Genomic DNA, 21847 nt, shown 5'->3' with positions numbered 1-21847 from the left:
CATCCGGACCGACCGCCAAAGCTTCCTGAAGATCCTCCAACGCCCGGACATTCCGCTCCACACCAATGGCTCGGAGAACGATATCCGCAGCGTGGTGACCCGGCGCAAGATCAGCGGCGGAACCCACAGCAACCAGGGCCGTGCCGCCCGCGACACCATGCTCAGCATGATGAAGACCTGCAACAAGCTCGGTGTCAGCTTCTGGGATTATCTCGGCGACCGCCTCGGCATCCCTGGCAGCAAGATCCTACCGCTTCCCGTTCTCCTCGCCGCGCGCTGAACCCCAACAGCAGATCGACGCGCCCAAACGCCGCCGCTTTTGCCCCGGTTACGTGGCGATTCGCTAAGTGCTTGAAAACGTGGTGATCCCGACAGGAATCGAACCTGTGACCTACAGATTAGGAATCTGCCGCTCTATCCTACTGAGCTACGGGACCACGCGGCCCGACACATAACCGCTTCGGATCGGTTCGCCAAGAGGCGCTCTCATCCAATCAATCGGTTTCGACGAGGGCTGTGCCGCCCAGCTCGATGCTTGGCGGGCGGCAAGTTGATCGGGAGCGCTCTGCACCCAATCAGCCTGTTGCCGCGCGGCCACCAGCTAGGCTGCCAGCGCCGTTTCCGCGAGCTTCACCCAATAGCTCATGCCATGCGGGATGACCTCGTCGTTGAAGTCGTAGGCAGGGTTGTGGAGACCGGCGGTGTCGCCGTTGCCGATGAAGATGAAGGCGCCCGGCCGCGCCTCCAGCATATAGGAGAAATCCTCGCCGCCCATCACCGGCTGGATGGCACGGTGCACATGGGCGTCGCCAGCAACGTTGGCGGCGATATCGCTGGCAAAGACCGTCTCTTCCGCGTGGTTGAAGGTGACGGGATAATTGGCATTGTAGTCGACCTCGATCGTTGCGCCGAAGGCCGCGGCCAACCCCGAGCAGATGACGCGAATGCGCTCTTCCGCCCTCTTGGCGACCTCCTTCTTCAGCGTGCGTACTGTGCCGGCGATCTCGGCGCTCTCGGGAATGACGTTGTAGGCGTCGCCGGCGTGGAATTTCGTCACCGACACCACGACGGCCTCGACCGGATCGGTGCTGCGCGAGGCGATCGTCTGCAGAGCGCCGACAAGCTGGCTGGTGATGACGATCGGGTCGATCGTGCCGTGCGGCATCGCCGCATGCCCGCCCCGGCCCTTGACGGTGATGGTGAATTCGGCGGTCGCCGCCATGATCGGGCCCGGCCTGATGGCGAACTGTCCGACAGGCAAGCCCGGCATGTTGTGCATGCCGAACACCTTGGAGATGCCGAAGCGCTCCATCATGCCGTCCTTGACCATCTCGTTGCCGCCACCGCCGCCTTCTTCGGCCGGCTGGAAGATCACTGCGACAGAGCCGGCGAAATTGCGCGTTTCGGCCAGATATTTGGCAGCGCCGAGCAGCATCGCGGTGTGGCCGTCATGGCCGCAGGCGTGCATCTTGCCTGGGACGGTCGAGGCGTAGGGTTTGCCGGTGATCTCATTGAGCGGCAGCGCGTCCATGTCGGCGCGCAGGCCGATGGTCGTGCCTTCGCCCTGGCGGCCGCGGATGATGCCGACGACGCCGGTCTTGCCGAGCCCAGTCACCACGTCGTCGCAGCCGAAGGCCTTCAGCTTCTCGGTGACGAAGGCGGCGGTCTTGAAGACGTCGAAATTCAGCTCTGGAGTCTGGTGCAGATGACGGCGCCAGCCGGCGACCTCGTCTTGCATTTCGGCGGCGCGGTTCAGGATTGGCATGATGGTTCCATCTCGCTGTTGGAGCAGACGGTCTTGGCCTGCTGTTTTGCGATTGTGCCTGCTGTTTTGCAATTGTGATTGTCAGGCACTTTGCCATCTTGACGTCACATAGGCTAAATAGCACCGCAACTATGGTCCGGGCAGAGGGTCGGATCCACTTTGCTGGCGATCGCGTAACGAAACCTTACGGAGCCAGGGGCGACTACGGCAAGAGGCGATTTCGGATTCAACAATGCGGTACAGGCATTTCCCTAGACTATTGCTGGCGGGCGCCGTGGCGCTTCCGGTGCTGGCCGGACCGGCTCTCGCCAATCCGGCGATCGTGTTCGATCTAGAAAATGGCAGGATCCTCCAGCATCAGGAGGCTTTCAAACGCTGGTATCCGGCCTCGCTGACCAAGCTGATGACCGCATATGTGACGTTCCGCGCAATCGCGGCCGGCGAGGTTCAGCTCGATTCGCCGATCAAGGTCACGAAACGGTCCGCTGGCGAGCCGCCGAGCAAGATGGGCTTCAAACCGGGTTCCATCATGCGGCTCGACAATGCGCTGAAGATGATGCTGGTCAAATCGGCCAACGACGTCGCCATGGCCGTCGGCGAGAACATCGGCGGTTCGCAAGCCGCTTTCGCCGAACGCATGAACACCGAGGCACGCCGGCTCGGCATGACCGGATCGCATTTCGTCAACCCGAACGGGCTCTTTTCGCCGGACCAGTATACGACGGCGCGCGACCTCGGCTTGCTGGTGATGGCGATCCGCATGGAATTTCCGCAATATGCCCCCTGGTTCTCGATCGAGGGTCTCGCCGTCGGCAAGAAGCAGATCCCGAACTACAATCTCCTGATCGGCCGCTATCCAGGCGCCGACGGCATGAAGACGGGCTTCGTCTGCCCCTCGGGCTTCAACATGATTGGCTCGGCAACGCGCGACGGCCGCACGCTGGTCGCCGTGGTGCTCGGTGAACGGTCGCCCATTACACGTGCCGAGACCACGGCGAGATTGCTCGACCAGGGTTTTGCGGCGCCTGAGTCGAGCTGGACCACGGTCGCGGCGCTGCCTGCTTATGGCGACACGACGTCCGTCAACGATCTGCGTGACGAGCTTTGCAAGAAAAAGCCGGCTAAGGAGCAGTCGGAAGCCGCCGTCCCGGTCGGCGATAAGGCGCCAAAATCCCCCTATCAGGAAAAGCTCGACCACGTGCCGACATGGGTGGCTGTCGGCCTTGGCGGCGCCACCGGGCCGAAGCCGAAGGCGATGCTCGATGCATCGGGCCGGGAATATGCCGACGTGCCGCTGCCGACCTGGCGGCCCGATCAGCCGCAGCCACCCGGTGCCGAACCAATAGTGATCGGTTCCGCCACTGCGACCCAGGACGGCCAGCCCGCCAAGGCCTTGAACTAGCCTGATGAGCAGCGGCTTTCCCATCCCCGTCTCGGTGCTGACCGGTTTTCTCGGCGCCGGCAAGACGACGCTGCTCAACCGGCTGCTCAGGGATCCGGCGCTCGCCGACACCGCGGTCATCATCAACGAGTTCGGCGAGGTCGCAATCGACCATCTCCTGGTCGAACAAGCCTCCGATGGCATCATCCAGCTTTCAGACGGCTGTCTCTGCTGCACGGTGCACGGCGAACTGGTCGACACGCTGGCCGATCTCGTCGATCGGTTGCAGACCGGCCGCATCGCCCGGCTTGCCCGCATCGTCATCGAAACCACCGGCCTCGCCGATCCGGCGCCAGTGCTGCAGTCGATCATGGGGCATCCGGCGCTGGTCCAGGCCTTCCGGCTCGACGGCGTCGTCACGCTGGTCGACGCGGTCAACGGCAGTGCGACGCTCGACGCCCATGTCGAGGCGGTGAAGCAGGTGGCCGTCGCCGACCGAATCGTGCTGACGAAAGCCGATCTGGCCACCGATCCGCTTGATATAGAGGCCTTGCGGACCCGGCTGCGGCAGATCAATCCGGGTGCCGAACTGCTCGATGCCGGTGACAGTAGGACCGATGTAGCGGCGCTGTTCGATTGCGGCCTCTACAACCCAGCCACCAAGTCCGCCGACGTGCGGCGCTGGCTGGGCGAGGAAGCTGCCCATGATCATCACCACCATGGTGACCACGGCGACCATGACCGCGACCATCGGCACGATTCCCGTGTGCGCTCCCACGCGCTCGTCCATGATGGGCCGGTGCCGTTTTCGGCGATCGAGATGTTCCTAGACCTGTTGCGATCGGCGCATGGCGAGCGCCTGCTGCGCATGAAGGGCATCATCGAATTGCTGGAAGACCCGGCGCGGCCGCTGGTCGTCCACGGCGTGCAGAAGATCCTGCATCCGCCGGCGCGATTGCCGTCCTGGCCTGACGGCCAACGCGGCACGAGGCTGGTGCTGATCACGCTCGACATGCCGGAAGATTACGTCCGCCGGCTGTTTGCCGCCTTCACCAACCGGCCGTCGATCGACACGCCCGACCGCGCGGCGCTGGAGAACAACCCGCTGGCCATCGCCGGGCGGTAGCTTTCCTCTGGGTTCAATTCGAGCCACGAGGCGAGGCTGGCAGAAGCTCGCCGAACTCAGGCGATATCGCCGCGCTCGACCAGAAAGCGATGGCCGCCGGAAACCGCTGTCGTTTCGACCAGATGATGACCGCTCTCGGCACAGAAGGAGGGAATGTCGATGACGGCGAGCGGGTCGGTGGTCTCTAACCAAAGCTGGCTGCCCGGCTGCATCGCCGCCAGCCGTTTCTTCGCCTTGAGCACCGGCAAGGGACAGTTCAGCCCCTTGAGATCGTAAATAGCAGCGCGCTTGGTCAAGGTGAGAAACTTCAGCCGCCAAACATGCCGAGCAGCTTCCTCTTCAGCTTTGTCGCTGTGCTGTCCTCAGCGCTCGCCGCCTGCGTTTCGGTCACCGGGGCGGCCTCGGCGGGCGCGATGGTTGCAGTGGCGACAGGCGCTTCGGCCGCGGCCCTGACCGCTTCCTCTTCAGCCAAGGACTGAATCCTGGCCGCCTCTTTCTCGGCCTTGGCTGCTTCTATCGCGGCAAGCCTTTGCTCCTCGGCCTTCTGCTTGGCAGCCTTCTCCGCGTCGAGCGCGGCCATCTTGCGGCCCGCCGGCGAATCGATGCGGCCCATGCGCGCCGTCTCGGTCAACGAGCCGTCGGCGTTGAGCGAAGGCGGCTCGATCGGCACGCGTTCGCCGCGGGCGCGGCGCTTGGACCAGTCGGAAACGATGCTGGCTTCTTTGATGCCGGCGATGGTCGGCTTGGGTGCCGGCACGCTGGCCTTGACCGCGCCGTTGAAAGCCGCTTCGTAGGTGCTCTGGTAGGCATTGAAGGCGCTCTTCAGCGAATCCGGCTGTGTCGTCGTGGGGCAGGCGCTGGCCGGATCGAACGTCGCGCCGTCGGCCGCGACCTGGTTGAAGACATAGCGCTTCTCGCAGACGTCGACCTTCGGCGGCACCTTGGTGATCTCGAAATTGTCGTAGCCGACCTTCAGCATCTTCCAGAATTCATAGTTTGGATCCTGGCGATAACGCGCCATGTTGGCGGCGGTCATGCGGAACGGGAAGGCCTGGATTTGGAATTCGGTCTGGCCTCCCTGGAAGGCATCGCGGCCGAAAGCGTAGATTTGCTCGATCTGCGCGTTGGTCATCGAATAGCAGCCCGACGACGAGCAGGCGCCATGGACCATCAGATGGGAACCGGTGCGGCCATTGGCACGATCGTAGGCGTTGGGGTAGCCGATGTTGAAGGCAAGGTGGTAGCTCGACCGCGGATTCATCTGCGCCGGACGGACCGTATAGAAGCCTTCCGGCGCCTGGCGGTCGCCTTCGGTGAATTTGGGGCCCAGCTTGCCCGACCATTTGCAGATGTCGTAGCTGGCGACGATGTCGTAGCGGCCGTTGGTCTTGGCCTTCCAGATTTCGAGCTTGCCCTCTTCCTTGAAGATGCGGGCCATCACCGGCGAGGTGCGGGTCATGCCCTTGGCCTTCATGCTGGCCAGGATCTTGTCGGGCAGCGGGTTGTTGGCCGAAGGATTGAAATCCTTCATCGAGGAATCAGTGCAGCCGGCGACCCCTATCGCGGCAATCAGAAATCCGGTGCGGGCAAGCTTGGCAAACATGCGTATGGCTATGTCTTTTTTCTTTCGGACTGCAGGCATCAGCACCGTCAGACCCAACCCTAAACCCGTTAACCTTGAAAATTCCTTACCGCAAGCGCCGGGCGCATCCCTCACGGCAATCTGATTGAACCGAATGCAGCGGCATTTTTGTGGCGAAGCGCTCAATCTTGCTACATTGCGGCGCCGAGATCGTCTCGCGGTCCATCCGATTGAAAATCGGACGGACAGAATCTTCTTGTTTGACCACGATCTCCAGCGAAAACCGGTTCCGACTTTTTTGCTACGCTGACCTTCGGTCCGGGATCATGGTCTAGAGGTTCCGGCCCATAGCCAGGTATTTCTCGCGGCGCTGCTCGCGAAAATCGGTGTTGGCGCCGGCGAACTCCTTCATCGTTTTCGCGATGAGGTCGCCGGTGGCGGCGATCACCGTTTCCGGGCCACGATGGGCGCCGCCGAGTGGCTCGGGAACGATGGCGTCGATGATCTTCAGCTCGAGCAGGTCCTGAGCCGTGATCTTCATATTGGTCGCCGCATCCTTCGAGCGGGTGGTGTCGCGCCACAGGATCGAGGCGGCGCCCTCCGGCGAGATCACCGAATAGATGGCGTGTTCGAGCATGTAGACGCGGTTGGCGGTGGCGATCGCAATGGCGCCGCCCGAGCCGCCTTCGCCGATGACCACCGAGATCGACGGCACTTTCAGGCCGAGACAGGCAGAGGTCGAACGGGCGATGGCCTCCGCCTGGCCGCGCTCCTCTGCGTTGACGCCGGGATATGCGCCGGCCGTGTCGACCAATGTCAGCAACGGGATTTCGAAGCGGTCGGCGAGTTCCATCAGCCGCACCGCCTTGCGGTAACCCTCCGGTCGCACCGAGCCGAAATTATGCTTCAAGCGGCTCGCCGTATCCGAGCCCTTTTCCTGGCCGATGATCGCCACCGGTTCGCCACGGAAGCGGGCGAAGCCGCCGACGATCGCCTGATCCTCGCCGAAATTGCGATCGCCGGCGAGCGGCGTGAAATCGCTGAACAGACCCTTGATGTAGTCGACGCAATGCGGTCTGTCCGGGTGGCGCGCCACCTGCACCTTTTGCCATGGCGTCAGTGCCTTATAAATGTCGCGCAGCGCGTCGCGGACGCGTTTCTCGAGACGGCCGATCTCATCGCCGACATCGACCGCCTCGCCGTTCTCGGCAAGCTTCTTCAGCTCGAGGATCTTGCCTTCGAGATCGGCGATCGGCTTTTCGAAGTCGAGGTAATTGTACATTCTTCTGCGGACCGGTAAGTCGGAAGGCAATGACTGGCGGAACCTAGGAAACAAAGGCTCCGAGTGGCGGAACGTCGCCTCACATAGCGATATGACGCCTAGTCGGCAAGCGGATGATGATCGTTGACCAGTCGCACAAGCCGCTCCTCCAGCACATGGGTGTAGATCTGGGTGGTCGAGATGTCGGCATGGCCGAGCAACTGCTGCACGGCCCTGAGATCGGCGCCGTTCTGCAGGAGATGGCTGGCGAAAGCATGGCGCAGCACATGCGGCGATATTTTCGCCGAGGCGATGCCGGCTCGCGCGGCAAGGCCCTTCAGGTCGCGGGCGAAGACCTGCCTGGAGAGATAGCCGCTGCCGCTTGCTGCCGGAAACAAGAACGGGCTGTCTGCGAAAGCCGGCACCGTTGCCCGGGCAACGAGCCAGGCCCGCATCGCCATGCGCGCCTTTGCCGACAGCGGCACCATGCGTTCCTTGTCGCCCTTGCCGCGCACCAAGAAGAAACGATCGTCGCGCAACGCCACCGTCACCGGCAGGCCTACCAGCTCGGAAACGCGCAGACCAGTGGCGTAGAGCACCTCGACCAGCGCATGCAGGCGCAGCGCCGCCAGGCTGTCGCCATTGTTCAGCGAGGCGTCGCCTGCCTCTAGCGCCGCACGGTCGATCAGCCGGCCGGTATCGGCCTCGCTCATCGTCTTCGGCAGCGGCCGGCCCTTCTTCGGACTGTCCAGGGTTCCGGTCGGATCGTCGCCGCGCAGGCCCTCGGCATAAAGGAACTTGAAGAACTGACGGATCGCCGACAGTTTGCGTGCCTGTGAGGCGGCGGCAAAACCGCGCGCGGCGATATCGTCGAGGTAGGCGCGGATATCGGCGGCGGCGGCACCCGCAAGCCCGCCGTCGATCTCGGCCGAAGCGTCTTCGAGGTCGCGGCGATAGCTGGAAAGCGTGTTTTCGGCAGCGCCCCGCTCGGCGCTCATCATTTCCAAAAAGGCTTCGATGCGGGCCGCGCTGTTCATTTCTTTTGGGTCAATTTTTCTTGGGATTCAGCTTTTCGGGAGGAATGCGTACGCTCATTTCGACCTTTCTCGGCTCGACAAACATCGCCAGAGCGAACATCGCGCCATAGACAATGCCGGCCAGAATCGTGAGCGTCACGACAAAGCGAAACAGTGTCGGCATCAATTTACGCCCGTCTTCTTGTTCTGCGTTTCCAAACCCTGTGCCCTTATGGGATGCCAAACCGGCCAATTCAAGGACGAAGCTCGAGCGACGCGCGGCGCGCGTCACGCTTGACGCAAACAGGCTTTTGATGTCGATACGCCGGCAAGGAGGGCTCCAAGCAGGCATTTATGGCCAGCCCACGAATACCTGCTTGGATTCTTTGGTTTGTCGCAGGTTCTTATCGCCAACCCGTGGGGCACTTTTGCGGAACCTGCTTGGAAACATCATGGTGTCATGAACGCGCTGCCAGCAAATCCTCCTGATGAAAGCCATGCCGCGCTGCTCGGCCGGCTGGGTGACCGTTCCGTCGTCTTCGTCGGCCTTATGGGCGCAGGCAAGACGGCGATCGGCCGCAAGGTCGCGGGGATGCTGGGGCTGCCTTTCATCGACAGCGACCAGGAGATCGAAAGCGTGTCGCGCATGACGGTTCCCGAACTGTTCGAACGCTATGGCGAGACCGAGTTCCGGGCGCTTGAGCAACGCGTCATCCTGCGCGTGTTGGAACACGGTCCACAGGTGCTGTCGACCGGCGGCGGCGCCTTCATGAGCGCGCAGACGCGGGAGGCGATTGCGGGCCATGGCGTGTCGGTATGGCTGAAGGCCGAGATCGACCTGCTGATGGATCGCGTTTCCAAGAAGCAGAACCGGCCGCTCCTGAAAAGCGCCGATCCTCGCGCCGTGATCGAGCGGCTGATGGTCGAGCGCTATCCGGTCTACGCAACCGCAGATGTCACCGTGCCGACCCGCGACGATCGCAAGGAGGTCATTGCGGCCGAGGTGGTGAGCGCGCTTTGCAGGCATTTTGGCGTTGCAACCGAGACAGGCGAGGTGCGGTCGTGAGCGCCAACGCGACAGTCACCGTCGAAGTCGGGCTTGGCGACCGCGCCTACGACATATTGATCGGCCCCGGCTTGCTTTCCCGCGCAGGCACCGAGATTTCGCGCCGCTTGCCCGGCACACGCGCCGCGGTGGTCACCGACGACAATGTCGCCACAGCACATCTCGAAACGTTAAAGGCCGGTCTCGAACAGGGCGGCATCCAGCCTGCCGTCATCACGCTGCCGGCTGGGGAAAAGACCAAGAGTTTCGCGCATCTCGAGGAGGTGGTGGACGGCGTGCTCGCCGCAAGGCTCGAGCGTGGCGACGTCGTCATCGCGCTCGGCGGCGGCGTCATCGGCGATCTGGCCGGCTTTGCCGCCGGCATCGTACGCCGCGGCATGAATTTCGTGCAGATCCCGACCTCGCTCCTCGCCCAGGTCGATTCCTCGGTCGGCGGCAAGACCGGCATCAACAGTGCGCGCGGCAAGAACCTCGTCGGCGTCTTCCATCAGCCGAAACTGGTGCTGGCCGACACCGAAGTGCTCGACACGCTGCCGATCCGGGAGTTCAGGGCAGGTTACGCCGAGCTCGCCAAATACGGGCTCATCGACCGCCCGGACTTCTTCGCTTGGCTGGAGGAGAACTGGGGGCAAGTGTTTGCCGGCGGCCCGGAGCGGGCACAGGCCATCGCCGAAGCCTGTCGCGCCAAGGCCGACGTCGTCGCCCGCGACGAGTTCGAGACCGGCGACCGCGCGCTGCTCAATCTCGGCCACACGTTCGGCCATGCGCTCGAGGCCGCCACCCGCTATGACAGCGCCCGTCTCGTTCATGGCGAGGGGGTCGCCATCGGCATGGCGTTGGCTTATCGCTTTTCGTCACGCCTCAATCTGGCAAGTCCCGATGATGCGGCGCGCGTCGAGACGCATCTTCGCGCCGTTGGCCTGCCCTGGCGCATGGCCGATATTCCGGGCGAATTGCCTGATGCCGAGGCGCTGCTCGCCTTCATCACCCAGGACAAGAAAGTGTCGCGCGGCGCGCTGACCTTCATCCTGACGCACGGCATCGGCCAGGCGTTCATTGCCAGGGATGTGCCAGCGTCGGAAGTGCTGTCGTTTCTGAAGGAGAACCATCCGGGTCGGCAGAAAAGCCGCCCGGGTCAGCAGAGCAGCCCGGGTCAGCAGAGCCGCCCGGGATGAACGAGACCGGCTGGATCGTCGCTGCTGTCCTTGCCGGGCTCGGCCTGCTCGCTTTCGCCTTTCGCGCGCGCCTGCTCGCGGCCTTCGGCTACAAACTGCTGCGCATCGAGCCGCAGCATTCGAACCATGACGAATCGCGCGGCGCGATCGATGATTTTCGGCGCGATGGCCAGGTGGTGCGCGAGGATCGCGCCCGCATCGGCCGCCTCTCCGATCTCGATGAGCTCGAAGTGTCCGACGTCATGGTCCATCGCACCAACATGCGCTCGGTCAATGCCGACAATCCGCCGGAAGCGGTGGTGCGCGAGATCCTGCAGAGCCCGCACACCCGCATGCCCTTGTGGAAGGGCTCGCTCGACAACATCGTCGGCGTGCTGCACGCCAAGGATCTGCTGCGCGCTCTGAACGATGTCGGCAACGACTTTTCCAAGATCGACGTGATGAAGATCGCTTCAAAACCGTGGTTCGTGCCCGATACCACGACGCTGCAGGAACAGCTCAACGCCTTCCTGCGTCGCAAGGCGCATTTCGCCGTCGTCGTCGACGAGTATGGAGAGGTCGAGGGGCTGGTGACGCTGGAGGACATCATCGAGGAGATCGTCGGCGAGATCGCCGACGAACACGACATCGACATGCAGGGCGTCAAGCAGGAAGCCGACGGCTCCGTCGTCGTCGACGGCACGGTGTCGATCCGCGACCTGAACCGGGCGCTTGGCTGGGACCTGCCGGACGAAGAAGCCACCACCATTGCCGGCCTCGTCATCCACGAGACGCAATTGATCCCGGACGAGAAGCAGGCTTTCACCTTTCACGGCAAGCGCTTCGTCGTCATGAAGCGCGACAAGAACCGGATCGCAAGGCTGAGGATCAGGCCGGCCGGCGAGGTTTAGGTTCTTGTCCGGCTTACCAATCCTTGACTGGACGCTCGCCGCGCCGGCATGCACTTTCGACTGGGCTGTCTGGAACTGGGCTGTCTGGAGATGACGGTGATCGATCGGCGAACCCTGCTTTTGATGTCAATAGCTTTGTTGCCGGCCAGCGCTTCAGCGGCATCGCGCCGGCGTTCGCCGTCTCCGCAAACCTTCGACTACGGACCGGCCAGGCTCGACATCTACTCGCGCGATGGCGCACGCAACCTGCCTGTGGTCTTTTACATCCATGGCGGTGCCTGGCGAGCCGGCAATCGCACCAACGTGGATTCCAAGCCGGCCTTCCTGCTCGACAACGGCTTCTGCTTCGTCTCCATCGACTATCGGTTGCTGCCCAAGGCTGATGTCGCCACCCAGGCCGACGATGTCGAGCGGGCATATCGCTACGTGCGCGCCAACATCGCCAAACACGGCGGCGATCCGGAACTGATAGTGGTGATGGGCCATTCGGCCGGCTGCCATCTCGCTGCATTGACCGGCCTGCGCGGCGGCCTGCCCAATGTCGCAGCGCTCATCCTTGGCGATACCAAGGCCTATGACCTGGAGGCGCTTGCAAGGAGCGGCGGCATGACACGGGCCTATGCCAGGGCCTTTCCCGACCCCGCGCAGTGGCGCGCACTGTCGCCTGCCGCCCATGTCGGCGGACGCAAACATCCGCCGACCTTCATCGCCTATTCGCGCGCATCCGGTCGCGCGACCGTTTCACGGACTTTCGCCGAGCGCCTGCGGGCGACCGGAACGGAGGTGACACTATTCGACGGCAGTGCCTATTCGCACATGTCGATCGATCGCGCTTTCGGCGACGAGGGCGATGCCTTGACCTCTGCGGTGATGATCTTCCTGAAGTCGGCGCTCGGCTGATCCTACCATCTGGTCTTTTCGCCAGGTGCTGCCGGCTCGATAGCCAGCGCATGGACACCGGCCTTCAACTCGTCGGCCAGCAATTCGTTGACCGCGCGGTGGCGGTCGATGCGGCTCATGCCGGCAAAGGCCGAGGAGACGATGCGGACGCGGAAATGCGTCTCGCCGGTGCCGTCATAGGTGCCGTGATGGTCGGAGTCCTGATGGTGATGGCCGGCATGGAGATGGCTTTCGTTGATGATGACCAGCCGCTCCGGCGAGAACGCCGTCTTCAACTTGCCTTCCATCGTCGACTGTATGGACATTCGCACTTCCCTCCACCACATATGGCCGGCGCATGATCCCCGGAAATCGGTGCTCTTTGCGCGTCCAGGAGGACGCGCGATGCCCTCGCCGCGACAAAATTCGCCAATCGCCTGCTTTATGCCGCGATTCAGCGGTTAGGGCGATCATCGCGAAAATGTCAATTCTTGTTTCGTAACAGCGAACAGCCCATAAATGGGTGAGATGAAACCGTACCCCAAATATTTCGAGAAAATTCGCATCCGCCCGGAGAAGGATGCGGAGCTGAAGTCGCGCTCGCCGATCTGCCAATGGGACGGTTGCAAGGAGGCTGGCACCCATCGCGCGCCGGTCGGGCGCATGAAGGAGGGCGAGTATTTCCAGTTCTGCTTCGATCATGTGCGCGAGTACAACAAGGGCTTCAATTATTTCTCCGGTGTCCCCGACACCGAGATCGCCCGCTTCCAGAAGGAAGCGATGACCGGCCACCGGCCAACCTGGAAGATGGGCATCAACGGCGCCTCGACGCGCTCCTCGCCAGATTTCGCCCAGCAGCGCTCCGGCCGTGCCGGCTACTACAACCGCATGCGCGACCCGTTCGACCTGTTCAACGGTCCGAAGGATCCGCGCGCGGCGCATGCGCGCAAGGCCAAGCCGCTTGAGGCCAAGGCGCTGGAAACGCTTGGTCTTGATACAAAGGCGACTGGCAAGGATATCAAGGCGCGCTATAAGGAACTGGTGAAACGCCACCATCCGGATGCGAATGGCGGCGACAGAGGTTCGGAAGACCGGTTCCGCGATGTGCTTCATGCCTATCGCGTGCTCAAGCAGGCAGGATTGTGCTGAGCGACCTTACGGTCCGTGTCGTTTTCCAACTTTCATAAGGTTGGAAAAGGCTCTAAGACCGCCCCCGGACAAAATCGATTGCCGGCGAAATCAGGCGTTTCGCCCGTGGAGACGTTGATAGTGATGAACAAGGTCGATCGCGACATCGCCAACCTGCCCGACACTACGGTGTCGGTGAAGGAGAAATTCGGCTTCGAGTCCAAGATGGTCGTGCCGGCCTATTCGGTGACGAGCGAGCATGTGCCCGACGTCGATCCGGACTATCTGTTCGACAAGAACACGACGATGGCGATCCTCGCCGGCTTCGCCTACAACCGCCGCGTCATGGTTTCGGGCTATCACGGTACCGGCAAGTCGACGCATATCGAGCAGGTCGCCGCCCGCCTCAACTGGCCTATGGTGCGCGTCAACCTCGACAGCCATGTCAGCCGCATCGATCTCGTCGGCAAGGACGCGATCGTCGTCAAGGAAGGGCTGCAGATCACCGAATTCCGCGACGGCATCCTGCCCTGGGCCTACCAGCACAATGTCGCGCTGTGCTTCGACGAGTACGATGCCGGCCGCCCGGACGTGATGTTCGTCATCCAGCGCGTGCTGGAATCGTCGGGCCGGCTGACGCTGCTCGACCAGAGCCGGGTCATCCGCCCGCATCCGGCGTTCCGGCTGTTTTCGACCGCCAACACGGTCGGCCTCGGCGATACCACCGGCCTCTATCACGGCACCCAGCAGATCAACCAGGCGCAGATGGACCGCTGGTCGATCGTCACCACGCTGAACTATCTGCCGCACGACAATGAGGTGAACATCGTGCTGGCCAAAGCCAAGCACTATCGCGACGGCAAGGGCAAGGAGATCGTCAACAAGATGGTGCGCGTCGCCGACATGACGCGTTCGGCCTTCATCAACGGCGACCTTTCGACCGTCATGAGCCCGCGCACGGTCATCACCTGGGCCGAGAATGCCGAGATTTTCGGCGACATCGGCATGGCGTTCCGGCTGACCTTCCTCAACAAGTGCGACGAGCTGGAACGCTCGCTCGTGGCCGAGTTCTACCAGCGCGCCTTCGGTGAAGACCTGCCCGAATCGGCCGCCAATGTGGTGCTGGGCTAAGTATGGTTCCGAAAAGTCGCACGATTTTTCGGGCAAGATCATGCGTCAAGGAATGATCGATGGCGGGTCCGGGCGACAACACGCGCAACAAGTCGAAGACGGGTTCTGAAGCCGACAGCTTCAAGCGTGCCGTGACCGTCTGCATGCGCGCGATTGCCGGCGACAAGGATCTCGAAGTCGGTTTCGCCAAGGATCGGCCGGCGCTCGCCGGCAGCCGCGCCCGGCTCCCCGAACTGCCGAAGAAAGCGTCGAAAGCCGACATCGCCATCACCCGCGGCCTCGGCGATTCCATGGCGCTGAAGCGAGCCTGCCACGACGCGCGCATCCACACCAGGCTGGCCCCGGAGGGCAAGCAGGCCCGCGCCGTCTACGATGCGGTCGAGCAGGCCCGCGTCGAGGCGATCGGTTCTCGCGCCATGCAAGGTGTGGGCGACAACATCGGCTCGATGCTCGAGGACAAGTACGCCAAGGCGAACCTCGTCGACGTCAAGGACAAGGCCGACGCGCCGATCGAGGAAGCGCTGGCCCTGATGGTCCGCGAAAAGCTGACCGGCCGTGCCGTGCCGAAGAGCGGCGAGCGGCTGGTCGACCTCTGGCGCCCTTGGGTCGAGGAGAAAGCCGGCGCCGATCTCGACGGGCTGTCGGCAAAGCTCGACGACCAGCAGGCCTTCGCCCGTGTCGTGCGCGAGATGCTGGCTTCCATGGAAATGGCCGAGGAACTCGGCGACGACCAGGAGACCGAAGACACCGAGGACGACGACGACAACCAGCCGCAAGGCGAGGAGCAGAGCGAGGAGGGCGGCGAGGAGGATTCCGGCTCCGAGCAGTCGCAGTCCGACGACACCGAGGCGTCTTCCGACGACGAGCAATCGGCGGAGACGGAGGCGTCAGATGCCACCGCCGACGACCTGTCCGACGATGACGACGCCGATGCCGAGACGCCCGGCGAGGCGCGCCGTAACGACAATCCATTCACCAATCTGTCGAAGGAGATCGACTACAAGGTCTTCACCACCGCCTTCGACGAGACGGTGGGTGCGGAGGAACTGTGCGAGGAGGAAGAGCTGGATCGGCTGCGCGCCTTCCTCGACAAGCAGCTTGCCAACCTGTCCGGCGTCGTCGGCCGGCTGGCCAACCGTCTGCAGCGCCGCCTGATGGCGCAGCAGAACCGCTCCTGGGATTTCGATCTCGAAGAGGGTTATCTCGATCCGGCGAGGCTGGTGCGCGTCGTCATCGACCCGATGCAGCCGCTGTCCTTCAAGCAGGAACGCGACACCAAATTCCGCGACACGGTGGTGACGCTGGTGCTCGACAATTCGGGCTCGATGCGCGGCCGGCCGATCACGGTCGCCGCCACCTGCGCCGACATTCTGGCGCGCACGCTGGAGCGCTGCGGCGTCTCGGTCGAGATCCTCGGCTTCACCACCCGCGCCTGGAAGGGCGGGCAGGCGCGCGAGAAATGGCTGAAGGACGGCAAGCCGCCGAATCCCGGGCGGCTCAACGATCTGCGCCACATCATCTACAAATCAGCCGACCATCCGTGGCGGCGGGCCCGCCGCAATCTCGGCCTGATGATGCGCGAGGGCCTGCTCAAGGAAAACATCGACGGCGAGGCGCTGCTGTGGGCGCATAACCGCCTGATCGCCCGGCCTGAGCAGCGCAAGATCCTGATGATGATCTCGGACGGCGCGCCAGTCGACGATTCGACGCTGTCGGTCAATCCGGGCAACTATCTCGAACGGCATCTGCGCGCCGTCATCGAACTGATCGAGACGCGCTCGCCGGTCGAGCTCCTGGCCATCGGTATCGGTCACGACGTTACCCGCTACTATCGCCGCGCCGTCACCATCGTCGATGCCGAGGAACTGGCCGGCGCCATGACCGAGCAGCTCGCTTCGCTGTTCGGTGAGGAAAGCGCGCGGGACACGCGACGCGGCAGCATGCGGCGCGCCGGATGATTCTTTCGCGGGGCGGCTTTCGGCAGACGCTTTTCGCCGCTATAGCGCTGTTCGTTGCCGGTGTCGCCTTGTCGCCGGCCATCGCCGCCGGCCCGGTTTTGGTCGAGCCGATCGAAGTCTCGGTACGGCCGATAACCCGGTTTCATATCGGCCGTACCGAAGAACGGTTCGGTTCGCTCGAATTCGTCGGCGGGCTGGAGATGACCTCGCCGTCACGCGATTTCGGCGGGCTGTCGGCGTTTCGCTTCCTCAAGCCGGGCAGCGATTTCATTGGCGTCGCCGACACGGGCTTCTGGTTCTTAGGCACAATTGTCCACGATGCCGACAAGCGCCCCGTGGGCATTCAGAATTTCCGCATGCAAGAGATGGTCGATGGATCAGGCCAGCCGATCGACGAGAAGTGGGAGGTCGACGCCGAAGGCCTCGCGGTCAAGGGCGGCATCGCCACAGTCGGCTTCGAGCGCCAGCAGCGCGTCGCCCAGTTCAGCATCGATCCGGACAATATGAAAGCGCCGTTCAAGCAGCTCGATTTCCTGGTTCCGGCCCGGGAGCTTCGCCTGAATCGCGGCTTCGAGACCGTCACCCATGCCAATCCAAACGGCCAGCATCAGGGTGGGTTGGTCGTGGTGTCGGAGAAGAGCCTCGACAAATCTGGCAACATCTATGCCGCCATCATCGAAGGGCCGCACAAGGGCGTCTTCACCGTCAAGCGCAACGGCGATTTCGATATCACCGACGGCGCCTTCCTGCCGGATGGCGACCTCCTGCTTTTGGAGCGCAGTTTTTCGATGGCCGGCGGCGTCAAGATGCGGCTGAGGCGTATCTATGGCGAAAGCGTCGAGAAGGGCGCCGTTGCAGACGGACCGGTATTGATGGAGGCCGACATGGGCTACCAGATCGACAATATGGAAGGGCTGGATGTCTGGACCCGCGACGACGGCGCGCTGATGGTGTCACTGGTCTCGGACGATAACCACTCGATCCTGCAGCGCAATCTTTACCTGGAATTTGTTCTGCACGAGGATTGAGGCAGTCGGCGGGAACGACCGAAGCAGGTCTACAATTTCGCGCCGGCTGCTGCAGGCCGGGGTCCGTTGGTCGCGATCCAGATGACGTGGCGGGCACCGCGTTTGCCGTTGGCGCGGACCTTGACCTCCTCGACCGCGAAGCCGGCTTGGCCGAGCCTGCGTGTAAAGCCGCTGTCGGGGCCTTGCGACCAGATCGCCAGAATGCCGCCGGGCTTGAGCGCTGCTCTCGCGCTGTTCAGCCCGGCAATGCTGTAAAGGGCATCATTGGCCTTTTGGACGATCCCTTCCGGCCCGTTGTCGACGTCGAGCAGGATGGCATCCCAGGCAGAGGCTTCCGACCGTATGAGTTGTCCGACATCCGCTTCGCGAACACTCACGCGCGGATCGTCGAGACAGCCGCCAAACACCGGGGCCATCGGGCCGCGCGCCCACGCGACGACGGTGGGCACCAACTCGGCGACAACGATACCGGCATCCGTGCCAAGCTCGGCAAGGGCCGCGCGCAACGTAAAACCCATGCCCAGCCCGCCGATCACGATTTTCGGTTGCCTACGGCCGGCAATCCTTTGGCAGGACAGTCGGGCCAGCGCTTCCTCGGAACCGCTGAGGCGGCTGTTCATCAGCTCGTTCGAGCCGAGCATGATCGAGAATTCGGCGCCGCGCCGTTTCAGGCGAAGCTCGTGGTCGCCGTCAGGTGTTTTCGCGGTATCGAGTTGGACCCATGGGATCACTGCCTATACCGCCAGTGCCGGCTGGCTCCAGCGGGCGGCAAGCAGCCGGTAGGGGATCAGCGCCACCACCGCGATGATCAGCTTCACCGCTAGATCACCGAGCGCCCATGACACCCAGCGCATGGCCTCAATCGGCAGCACGCCCATCAGCGGCGCGGTCTCGAGCGCGAAGCCATCGTTCGGGCCAGCAAAGGCGAAGGCCGCCGAAAAGGCGACGGTGAAGAACACGGCGGTGTCGAACACCGAGCCGACCAGCGTGCCGACGATCGGCGCCCGCCACCAGCTCTGCCGGCGCAGCCGGTTGAACACGGCCACGTCGAGCAATTGTGCGATCAGGAACGCGGTACCGGAAGCCGCGGCAATGCGCACCAGCCGGTCGGCGGCCGTCTCGAACTCGATCAGCCCCTGGCGGAACAGGAAGGGCGGAACGAGGATCGAGCAGATCACCGCGGTCATGAAGCCGACAAAGACGATCCGGCGCGCCAAGGCCGGGCCGTAGCGGCGGTTGGCAAGGTCGGTGACCAGGAAGGAGAACGGATAGGTGAAGGCGCCCCAGGTCAAAATGTCGGCCAGCGAGAGGCCGCCGACCGCACCTTGCATCGGAAACTGCACAAGGATGTTCGACGCCACGACGACAAGCGCCATAGCGGCCACAAAGGGCAGGTATCGGGAGAAAAGAATCATTTTTTTATCCTGGGTAATGGAACCAGCGAAGTGTCATGCCGAGTTCGGACGACACTCCTTGGAAGGCGACCGCCTGAAAAATTAAGCGACCGGCTGTTCGGCCAGCTTCTTGGCGATCTGCTTCTTCAACAGACGGGCGCGCTGCGACAGCTCCTTGGCGTCGGCCTTGACCAGGAACGCATCAAGGCCGCCGCGATGCTCGACCGAGCGCAACGCGTTGGCCGAAATGCGCAGGCGCACGTTCTGGTTCAGCGCTTCCGAGATCAGCGTCACATTGACAAGATTCGGCAGGAAGCGACGCTTGGTCTTGTTGTTGGCGTGGCTCACATTGTTGCCGGACATGACTGCCTTGGCAGTGAGTTCGCAGGTGCGGGACATGATTCTAACCTTCAGTTCTCGGTCTGACCAAACATTCAACCCGCGCCGGGTGGCGCGCGGTTTCGGTCAGGCGGCCTTATGGAAAAAGTTGGCGTTCCATAGTTGCATTTCGCCGATGCGTCAAGCTCCGGCTTGCGGCCGGGTTGACGGCGCCTTTCACATAAAGGCCGGAATTCAGCCTATAAGCGGTCGCACAGGGCCATGCCAGGCCGGAGTTGCCCATCTCCGGCCGAAAATCGAGGACCGATTGCCACCATGCTTCGTTCGTCTCATGCTTTTGCTGCCTTGCTCGCCGTTGCGCTGCCGACGTCAACGTCCGCCGCCGCGCCACGATCCTTCAAGGGCGAGTATACGGTGTCGTTCCTCGGCCTCTCGGTGGCGAAGGCAACCTTTTCCAGCAGTTACGAAGGCGATACCTATTCGATCGACGGCAGCGTCTCCAGCGCCGGCCTTGCCACAATTTTCGACGACACGCGTGGCACGATCTCGTCAAAAGGGCGCATTTTGGGCGCGCAATTGCAGCCGGAGGCGTTCCGTGCCGACTACAAGTCGGGCAAGAAAACGTCGATGATTGATATCCAGTTCGCCAATGGCGCTGTTACCGCGACAAAGGTCGTGCCTGCGCCGAGGAAGCGCAATCCCAGGAATTGGATACCGCTAGGCGCCAACGATCTCGCGTCGGTGCTCGATCCGATGGCCGCCACCGTCATTCATGCCGATAGTCTCGACAAGGTCTGCGGGCGCACGGTGAAACTCTATGACGGGGAGATGCGCGCCAATCTGACACTGACCCACGATTCGAATGGCTCGACATCGGTGCGCGGCTACAAGGGCGATACCGTCACTTGCAAGATGGGTTTTGAGCCGGTGGCGGGTTACCGGAAGAATCGCAAGGCATTGAATTACTTGAAGAATCGCAGCCGCATCATGGTGACGTTTGCACCGGTCGGCCAAACCGGCGTATATGCGCCGATCCACGCCACGGTCAGCACGAAAATCGGCACTCTTACCGTCAGCGCGGAACGGTTCGAAGCAACAGAATAGGCGCGTTTCGCGCGCCGCCGGAGACGGGCATGGGGCGCGCAACATTGATAGGCTTCTCGGCGGTCGCCATGTGGGCGCTGCTGGCGTTGCTCACGGACGCGTCGGGTGCGGTGCCGCCGTTCCTGCTTTCGGCGATCACCTTCACGATCGGCACCGGCGTCGGGCTCGTCGCGCGGCTGTTCATGCCGGCCGCCGACAGGAGCGAGAAGATACCGCCGCAAGTGTGGGTGATCGGCATTGCCGGCCTGTTCGGCTACCATTTCTTCTACTTCACCGCGCTGCGCAATGCGCCGGCGGTGGAGGCGAGCCTCATCGCCTATCTGTGGCCACTGCTGATCGTGCTCGGATCGGCGCTGATGCCGGGCGAGCGGCTGGCCTGGAACCATGTCGTCGGCGCGGTGCTCGGCCTCGCCGGCACTTTCCTGATCGTCACCAAGGGCGGCGGGCTGGCCTTCGACGCGCGCTATGCCTTCGGCTATGCGATGGCCGGCGTCTGCGCCGTGCTGTGGTCGTCCTATTCGCTGCTGTCGCGGCGCTTCCCGTCGGTGCCGACCAGCATCGTCACCTGGTTCTGCGCGGCGACGGCAGTCCTTTCGCTCGTCTGCCATCTCCTGCTGGAAGAGACGGTGTGGCCTGACGGCGCCGGCCAATGGCTGGCCGTGCTCGGTCTCGGGCTGATGCCGGTGGGTGCTGCCTTCTATGCCTGGGACATCGGCGTCAAACGCGGCAACATCCAGGTGCTGGGCGCGGCGAGCTATGCCGCGCCGCTGCTGTCCACCCTGGTGCTGATTGCGGCGGGCTTCGCCGAGCCTTCCTTGCGCATTCTCGCGGCCTGCGTGCTCATCACCGGTGGCGCGGCGCTGGCGGCGAAGTCGCTGTTCCTGCGCAAGCCGACGACGAGCGAGGCGGCGACATGATGCCGTTTCCCGGCGGTATCGACGCCAACGCCAATGCGACGCTGGTGTTTTCCGTCGCGGCGGCGGTGATCTACGCTTTCACCCTGGACATGCGGCCGACGCTGGCGCGTTCGGCGGCCAAGACGCTGGCGGTGGCAATGCTTGCCGTGCTGGCATCGCTGCAGGGCGGTCCCTGGCTGCTCGTCGCGGCGCTGGCGCTCAGTGCCGTCGGCGATGCCTTCCTGTCGCGCGACGGCGAAAAGGCCTTTCTCGGCGGGCTCGCCAGTTTTCTCGCCGCGCATGTGCTCTATGTCGTGCTGTTCGCGCGCTCCGGCGGCGGGTTCGGGCTGCTCTCGGCCGAGCCGTGGCGCGGAGCGATTGCCGTGGCGATGGCCGTCTTTGCGCTCGCCATGCTTCTTGCGCTCTGGCGCCGTGTCGGTCCCGCCTTACGCCTTCCGGTAGGCGCCTATATAGCGGCAATCCTTGCCATGGGGATTTCCGCGCTCACGCTCAGCCATGTCTGGATCATCGGCGGCGCGGTTCTGTTCATGGCCTCCGACGGGCTGCTGGCCGCGGAAAAATTCCTGGCGCCCGCCCTCTCGCCGCACCGCGTGTGGATGCGTTACGCGGTCTGGGCGCTGTATTACGCCGCCCAACTGGCGATCACCCTGGGTTTTCTGCTGAAACACGGCTCAGTCTAGGTCAAAATTCACTCGGCTGGCTGCCAC

Annotated in this window: 24 protein-coding genes and 1 tRNA gene; 14 read left to right on the top strand and 11 right to left on the bottom strand. The window is 63.3% G+C overall.

Annotated features, from left to right (window positions below; all coding sequences use genetic code 11):
• Positions 1-280, top strand: a 280-nt coding sequence (locus IQ26_RS20380; protein ID WP_145720148.1) for an IS66 family transposase, incomplete at its 5' end; no start/stop codon positions are given.
• 80 nt (positions 281-360) lie between these two features.
• Here the strand turns inward: IQ26_RS20380 and IQ26_RS20375 are convergent.
• Positions 361-437, bottom strand: a tRNA-Arg gene (locus tag IQ26_RS20375).
• A gap of 164 nt (positions 438-601) precedes the next feature.
• Positions 602-1765 carry a M20 aminoacylase family protein gene (locus IQ26_RS20370; protein ID WP_145720147.1) on the bottom strand — a complete coding sequence of 388 codons (1164 nt, stop codon included), beginning with the start codon at positions 1763-1765 and terminating at the stop codon, positions 602-604.
• 232 nt (positions 1766-1997) lie between these two features.
• Here IQ26_RS20370 and IQ26_RS20365 point away from each other — a divergent pair, with 232 nt between their 5' ends.
• Both IQ26_RS20365 and IQ26_RS20360 read left to right on the top strand, forming a co-directional pair.
• Entirely contained in the window at positions 1998-3167 is a 1170-nt protein-coding gene (locus IQ26_RS20365) for a D-alanyl-D-alanine carboxypeptidase family protein (protein ID WP_145720146.1), read from the top strand.
• Positions 3168-3171: 4 nt separating this feature from the next.
• A complete protein-coding gene (locus tag IQ26_RS20360; protein WP_145720145.1) occupies positions 3172-4272 on the top strand; it encodes a CobW family GTP-binding protein in 1101 nt (366 codons plus the stop codon).
• 56 nt (positions 4273-4328) lie between these two features.
• Here IQ26_RS20360 and IQ26_RS20355 read toward each other — a convergent pair whose 3' ends face one another.
• The 5 genes from IQ26_RS20355 to IQ26_RS20335 all read right to left on the bottom strand — a co-directional run bounded on the left by IQ26_RS20355 (position 4329) and on the right by IQ26_RS20335 (position 8315).
• Positions 4329-4568, bottom strand: coding sequence for a sulfurtransferase TusA family protein (locus IQ26_RS20355; RefSeq protein ID WP_145720144.1), 240 nt, complete (start codon positions 4566-4568; stop codon positions 4329-4331).
• A gap of 11 nt (positions 4569-4579) precedes the next feature.
• The gene (locus tag IQ26_RS20350; RefSeq protein WP_145720143.1) at positions 4580-5875 is read right to left on the bottom strand and encodes a L,D-transpeptidase family protein; all 1296 of its coding nucleotides are present in this window, start codon (positions 5873-5875) and stop codon (positions 4580-4582) included.
• Between the two features lie 310 nt (positions 5876-6185).
• Entirely contained in the window at positions 6186-7136 is a 951-nt protein-coding gene (locus IQ26_RS20345; RefSeq protein ID WP_145720142.1) for an acetyl-CoA carboxylase carboxyltransferase subunit alpha, read from the bottom strand.
• A gap of 98 nt (positions 7137-7234) precedes the next feature.
• Entirely contained in the window at positions 7235-8152 is a 918-nt protein-coding gene (locus IQ26_RS20340) for a site-specific tyrosine recombinase XerD (RefSeq protein ID WP_145720141.1), read from the bottom strand.
• Positions 8153-8162: 10 nt separating this feature from the next.
• Positions 8163-8315, bottom strand: a complete 153-nt coding sequence (locus IQ26_RS20335) for a histidine kinase (RefSeq protein WP_145720154.1) — start codon at positions 8313-8315, stop codon at positions 8163-8165.
• Positions 8316-8591: 276 nt separating this feature from the next.
• On the opposite strand from IQ26_RS20335, the gene IQ26_RS20330 reads away from it, so the two are divergent.
• The 4 genes from IQ26_RS20330 (at position 8592) to IQ26_RS20315 (ending at position 12162) form a co-directional block, all read left to right on the top strand.
• Entirely contained in the window at positions 8592-9197 is a 606-nt protein-coding gene (locus IQ26_RS20330) for a shikimate kinase (protein ID WP_145720140.1), read from the top strand.
• Positions 9194-10372 (top strand): 3-dehydroquinate synthase, encoded by a 1179-nt coding sequence (aroB, locus tag IQ26_RS20325; protein WP_145720139.1) that lies wholly within the window; start codon positions 9194-9196, stop codon positions 10370-10372. The genes IQ26_RS20330 and aroB overlap by 4 nt, the downstream gene beginning before the upstream one ends.
• A complete protein-coding gene (locus IQ26_RS20320) occupies positions 10369-11262 on the top strand; it encodes an HlyC/CorC family transporter (RefSeq protein ID WP_145720138.1) in 894 nt (297 codons plus the stop codon). The genes aroB and IQ26_RS20320 overlap by 4 nt, the downstream gene beginning before the upstream one ends.
• 96 nt (positions 11263-11358) lie before the next feature.
• The gene (locus tag IQ26_RS20315; protein WP_145720137.1) at positions 11359-12162 is read left to right on the top strand and encodes an alpha/beta hydrolase; all 804 of its coding nucleotides are present in this window, start codon (positions 11359-11361) and stop codon (positions 12160-12162) included.
• Positions 12163-12164: 2 nt separating this feature from the next.
• Here the strand turns inward: IQ26_RS20315 and IQ26_RS20310 are convergent, their stop codons facing one another.
• Positions 12165-12467 carry a BolA family protein gene (locus IQ26_RS20310; protein ID WP_145720136.1) on the bottom strand — a complete coding sequence of 101 codons (303 nt, stop codon included), beginning with the start codon at positions 12465-12467 and terminating at the stop codon, positions 12165-12167.
• 193 nt (positions 12468-12660) lie between these two features.
• Here IQ26_RS20310 and IQ26_RS20305 point away from each other — a divergent pair, with 193 nt between their 5' ends.
• The 4 genes from IQ26_RS20305 to IQ26_RS20290 all read left to right on the top strand — a co-directional run bounded on the left by IQ26_RS20305 (position 12661) and on the right by IQ26_RS20290 (position 17386).
• The gene (locus tag IQ26_RS20305) at positions 12661-13290 is read left to right on the top strand and encodes a J domain-containing protein (protein WP_145720135.1); all 630 of its coding nucleotides are present in this window, start codon (positions 12661-12663) and stop codon (positions 13288-13290) included.
• A gap of 123 nt (positions 13291-13413) precedes the next feature.
• Positions 13414-14400 (top strand): cobaltochelatase subunit CobS, encoded by a 987-nt coding sequence (cobS, locus tag IQ26_RS20300; RefSeq protein WP_145720134.1) that lies wholly within the window; start codon positions 13414-13416, stop codon positions 14398-14400.
• Positions 14401-14459: 59 nt separating this feature from the next.
• Positions 14460-16358, top strand: coding sequence for a cobaltochelatase subunit CobT (gene cobT / locus IQ26_RS20295; protein WP_145720133.1), 1899 nt, complete (start codon positions 14460-14462; stop codon positions 16356-16358).
• The gene (locus IQ26_RS20290) at positions 16355-17386 is read left to right on the top strand and encodes an esterase-like activity of phytase family protein (protein WP_145720132.1); all 1032 of its coding nucleotides are present in this window, start codon (positions 16355-16357) and stop codon (positions 17384-17386) included. The genes cobT and IQ26_RS20290 overlap by 4 nt, the downstream gene beginning before the upstream one ends.
• A gap of 29 nt (positions 17387-17415) precedes the next feature.
• Here IQ26_RS20290 and IQ26_RS20285 read toward each other — a convergent pair whose 3' ends face one another.
• From IQ26_RS20285 to rpmB, 3 genes are all read right to left on the bottom strand, one after another.
• Complete coding sequence (locus IQ26_RS20285; protein ID WP_145720131.1) at positions 17416-18117, bottom strand: spermidine synthase; 702 nt, start codon at positions 18115-18117, stop codon at positions 17416-17418.
• A gap of 3 nt (positions 18118-18120) precedes the next feature.
• On the bottom strand, positions 18121-18801 hold the full coding sequence (locus IQ26_RS20280; protein ID WP_145720130.1) for a queuosine precursor transporter: 681 nt from the start codon (positions 18799-18801) through the stop codon (positions 18121-18123).
• Positions 18802-18882: 81 nt separating this feature from the next.
• Entirely contained in the window at positions 18883-19179 is a 297-nt protein-coding gene (rpmB, locus tag IQ26_RS20275; RefSeq protein ID WP_145720129.1) for a 50S ribosomal protein L28, read from the bottom strand.
• A 255-nt stretch (positions 19180-19434) separates the two neighbouring features.
• Between rpmB and IQ26_RS20270 the strand changes: the two genes are divergently transcribed.
• From IQ26_RS20270 to IQ26_RS20260, 3 genes are read left to right on the top strand one after another with little or no spacing between them, the layout of a single operon-like run.
• Positions 19435-20223: a DUF3108 domain-containing protein gene (locus tag IQ26_RS20270; RefSeq protein ID WP_145720128.1), complete on the top strand. Its 789-nt coding sequence runs from the start codon at positions 19435-19437 to the stop codon at positions 20221-20223.
• Positions 20224-20252: 29 nt separating this feature from the next.
• Positions 20253-21140 carry an aromatic amino acid exporter YddG gene (yddG, locus tag IQ26_RS20265; RefSeq protein ID WP_145720127.1) on the top strand — a complete coding sequence of 296 codons (888 nt, stop codon included), beginning with the start codon at positions 20253-20255 and terminating at the stop codon, positions 21138-21140.
• Entirely contained in the window at positions 21137-21820 is a 684-nt protein-coding gene (locus tag IQ26_RS20260; protein WP_145720126.1) for a lysoplasmalogenase, read from the top strand. Before yddG ends, IQ26_RS20260 begins: the two co-directional genes overlap by 4 nt.
• Positions 21821-21847: the final 27 nt, after the last annotated feature.

It is taken from the genome of Mesorhizobium tianshanense (assembly GCF_007830515.1).
In the GTDB taxonomy this organism is placed as follows: domain Bacteria; phylum Pseudomonadota; class Alphaproteobacteria; order Rhizobiales; family Rhizobiaceae; genus Mesorhizobium; species Mesorhizobium tianshanense.
This window is presented reverse-complemented; position numbering and strand designations above follow the sequence as displayed.

Excerpts from the sequence above, each read along its gene's own strand:
- IQ26_RS20370 (WP_145720147.1), bottom strand. The coding sequence starts at position 1,765 with ATGCCAATCCTGAACCGCGCCGCCGAAATGCAAGACGAGGTCGCCGGC.
- IQ26_RS20365 (WP_145720146.1), top strand. The coding sequence starts at position 1,998 with ATGCGGTACAGGCATTTCCCTAGACTATTGCTGGCGGGCGCCGTGGCG.
- IQ26_RS20360 (WP_145720145.1), top strand. The coding sequence starts at position 3,172 with ATGAGCAGCGGCTTTCCCATCCCCGTCTCGGTGCTGACCGGTTTTCTC.
- IQ26_RS20350 (WP_145720143.1), bottom strand. The coding sequence starts at position 5,875 with ATGTTTGCCAAGCTTGCCCGCACCGGATTTCTGATTGCCGCGATAGGG.
- IQ26_RS20345 (WP_145720142.1), bottom strand. The coding sequence starts at position 7,136 with ATGTACAATTACCTCGACTTCGAAAAGCCGATCGCCGATCTCGAAGGC.
- IQ26_RS20340 (WP_145720141.1), bottom strand. The coding sequence starts at position 8,152 with ATGAACAGCGCGGCCCGCATCGAAGCCTTTTTGGAAATGATGAGCGCC.
- IQ26_RS20335 (WP_145720154.1), bottom strand. The coding sequence starts at position 8,315 with ATGCCGACACTGTTTCGCTTTGTCGTGACGCTCACGATTCTGGCCGGC.
- IQ26_RS20330 (WP_145720140.1), top strand. The coding sequence starts at position 8,592 with ATGAACGCGCTGCCAGCAAATCCTCCTGATGAAAGCCATGCCGCGCTG.
- IQ26_RS20320 (WP_145720138.1), top strand. The coding sequence starts at position 10,369 with ATGAACGAGACCGGCTGGATCGTCGCTGCTGTCCTTGCCGGGCTCGGC.
- IQ26_RS20310 (WP_145720136.1), bottom strand. The coding sequence starts at position 12,467 with ATGTCCATACAGTCGACGATGGAAGGCAAGTTGAAGACGGCGTTCTCG.
- IQ26_RS20305 (WP_145720135.1), top strand. The coding sequence starts at position 12,661 with ATGGGTGAGATGAAACCGTACCCCAAATATTTCGAGAAAATTCGCATC.
- cobS (WP_145720134.1), top strand. The coding sequence starts at position 13,414 with ATGAACAAGGTCGATCGCGACATCGCCAACCTGCCCGACACTACGGTG.
- cobT (WP_145720133.1), top strand. The coding sequence starts at position 14,460 with ATGGCGGGTCCGGGCGACAACACGCGCAACAAGTCGAAGACGGGTTCT.
- IQ26_RS20290 (WP_145720132.1), top strand. The coding sequence starts at position 16,355 with ATGATTCTTTCGCGGGGCGGCTTTCGGCAGACGCTTTTCGCCGCTATA.
- IQ26_RS20280 (WP_145720130.1), bottom strand. The coding sequence starts at position 18,801 with ATGATTCTTTTCTCCCGATACCTGCCCTTTGTGGCCGCTATGGCGCTT.
- rpmB (WP_145720129.1), bottom strand. The coding sequence starts at position 19,179 with ATGTCCCGCACCTGCGAACTCACTGCCAAGGCAGTCATGTCCGGCAAC.
- IQ26_RS20270 (WP_145720128.1), top strand. The coding sequence starts at position 19,435 with ATGCTTCGTTCGTCTCATGCTTTTGCTGCCTTGCTCGCCGTTGCGCTG.
- yddG (WP_145720127.1), top strand. The coding sequence starts at position 20,253 with ATGGGGCGCGCAACATTGATAGGCTTCTCGGCGGTCGCCATGTGGGCG.
- IQ26_RS20260 (WP_145720126.1), top strand. The coding sequence starts at position 21,137 with ATGATGCCGTTTCCCGGCGGTATCGACGCCAACGCCAATGCGACGCTG.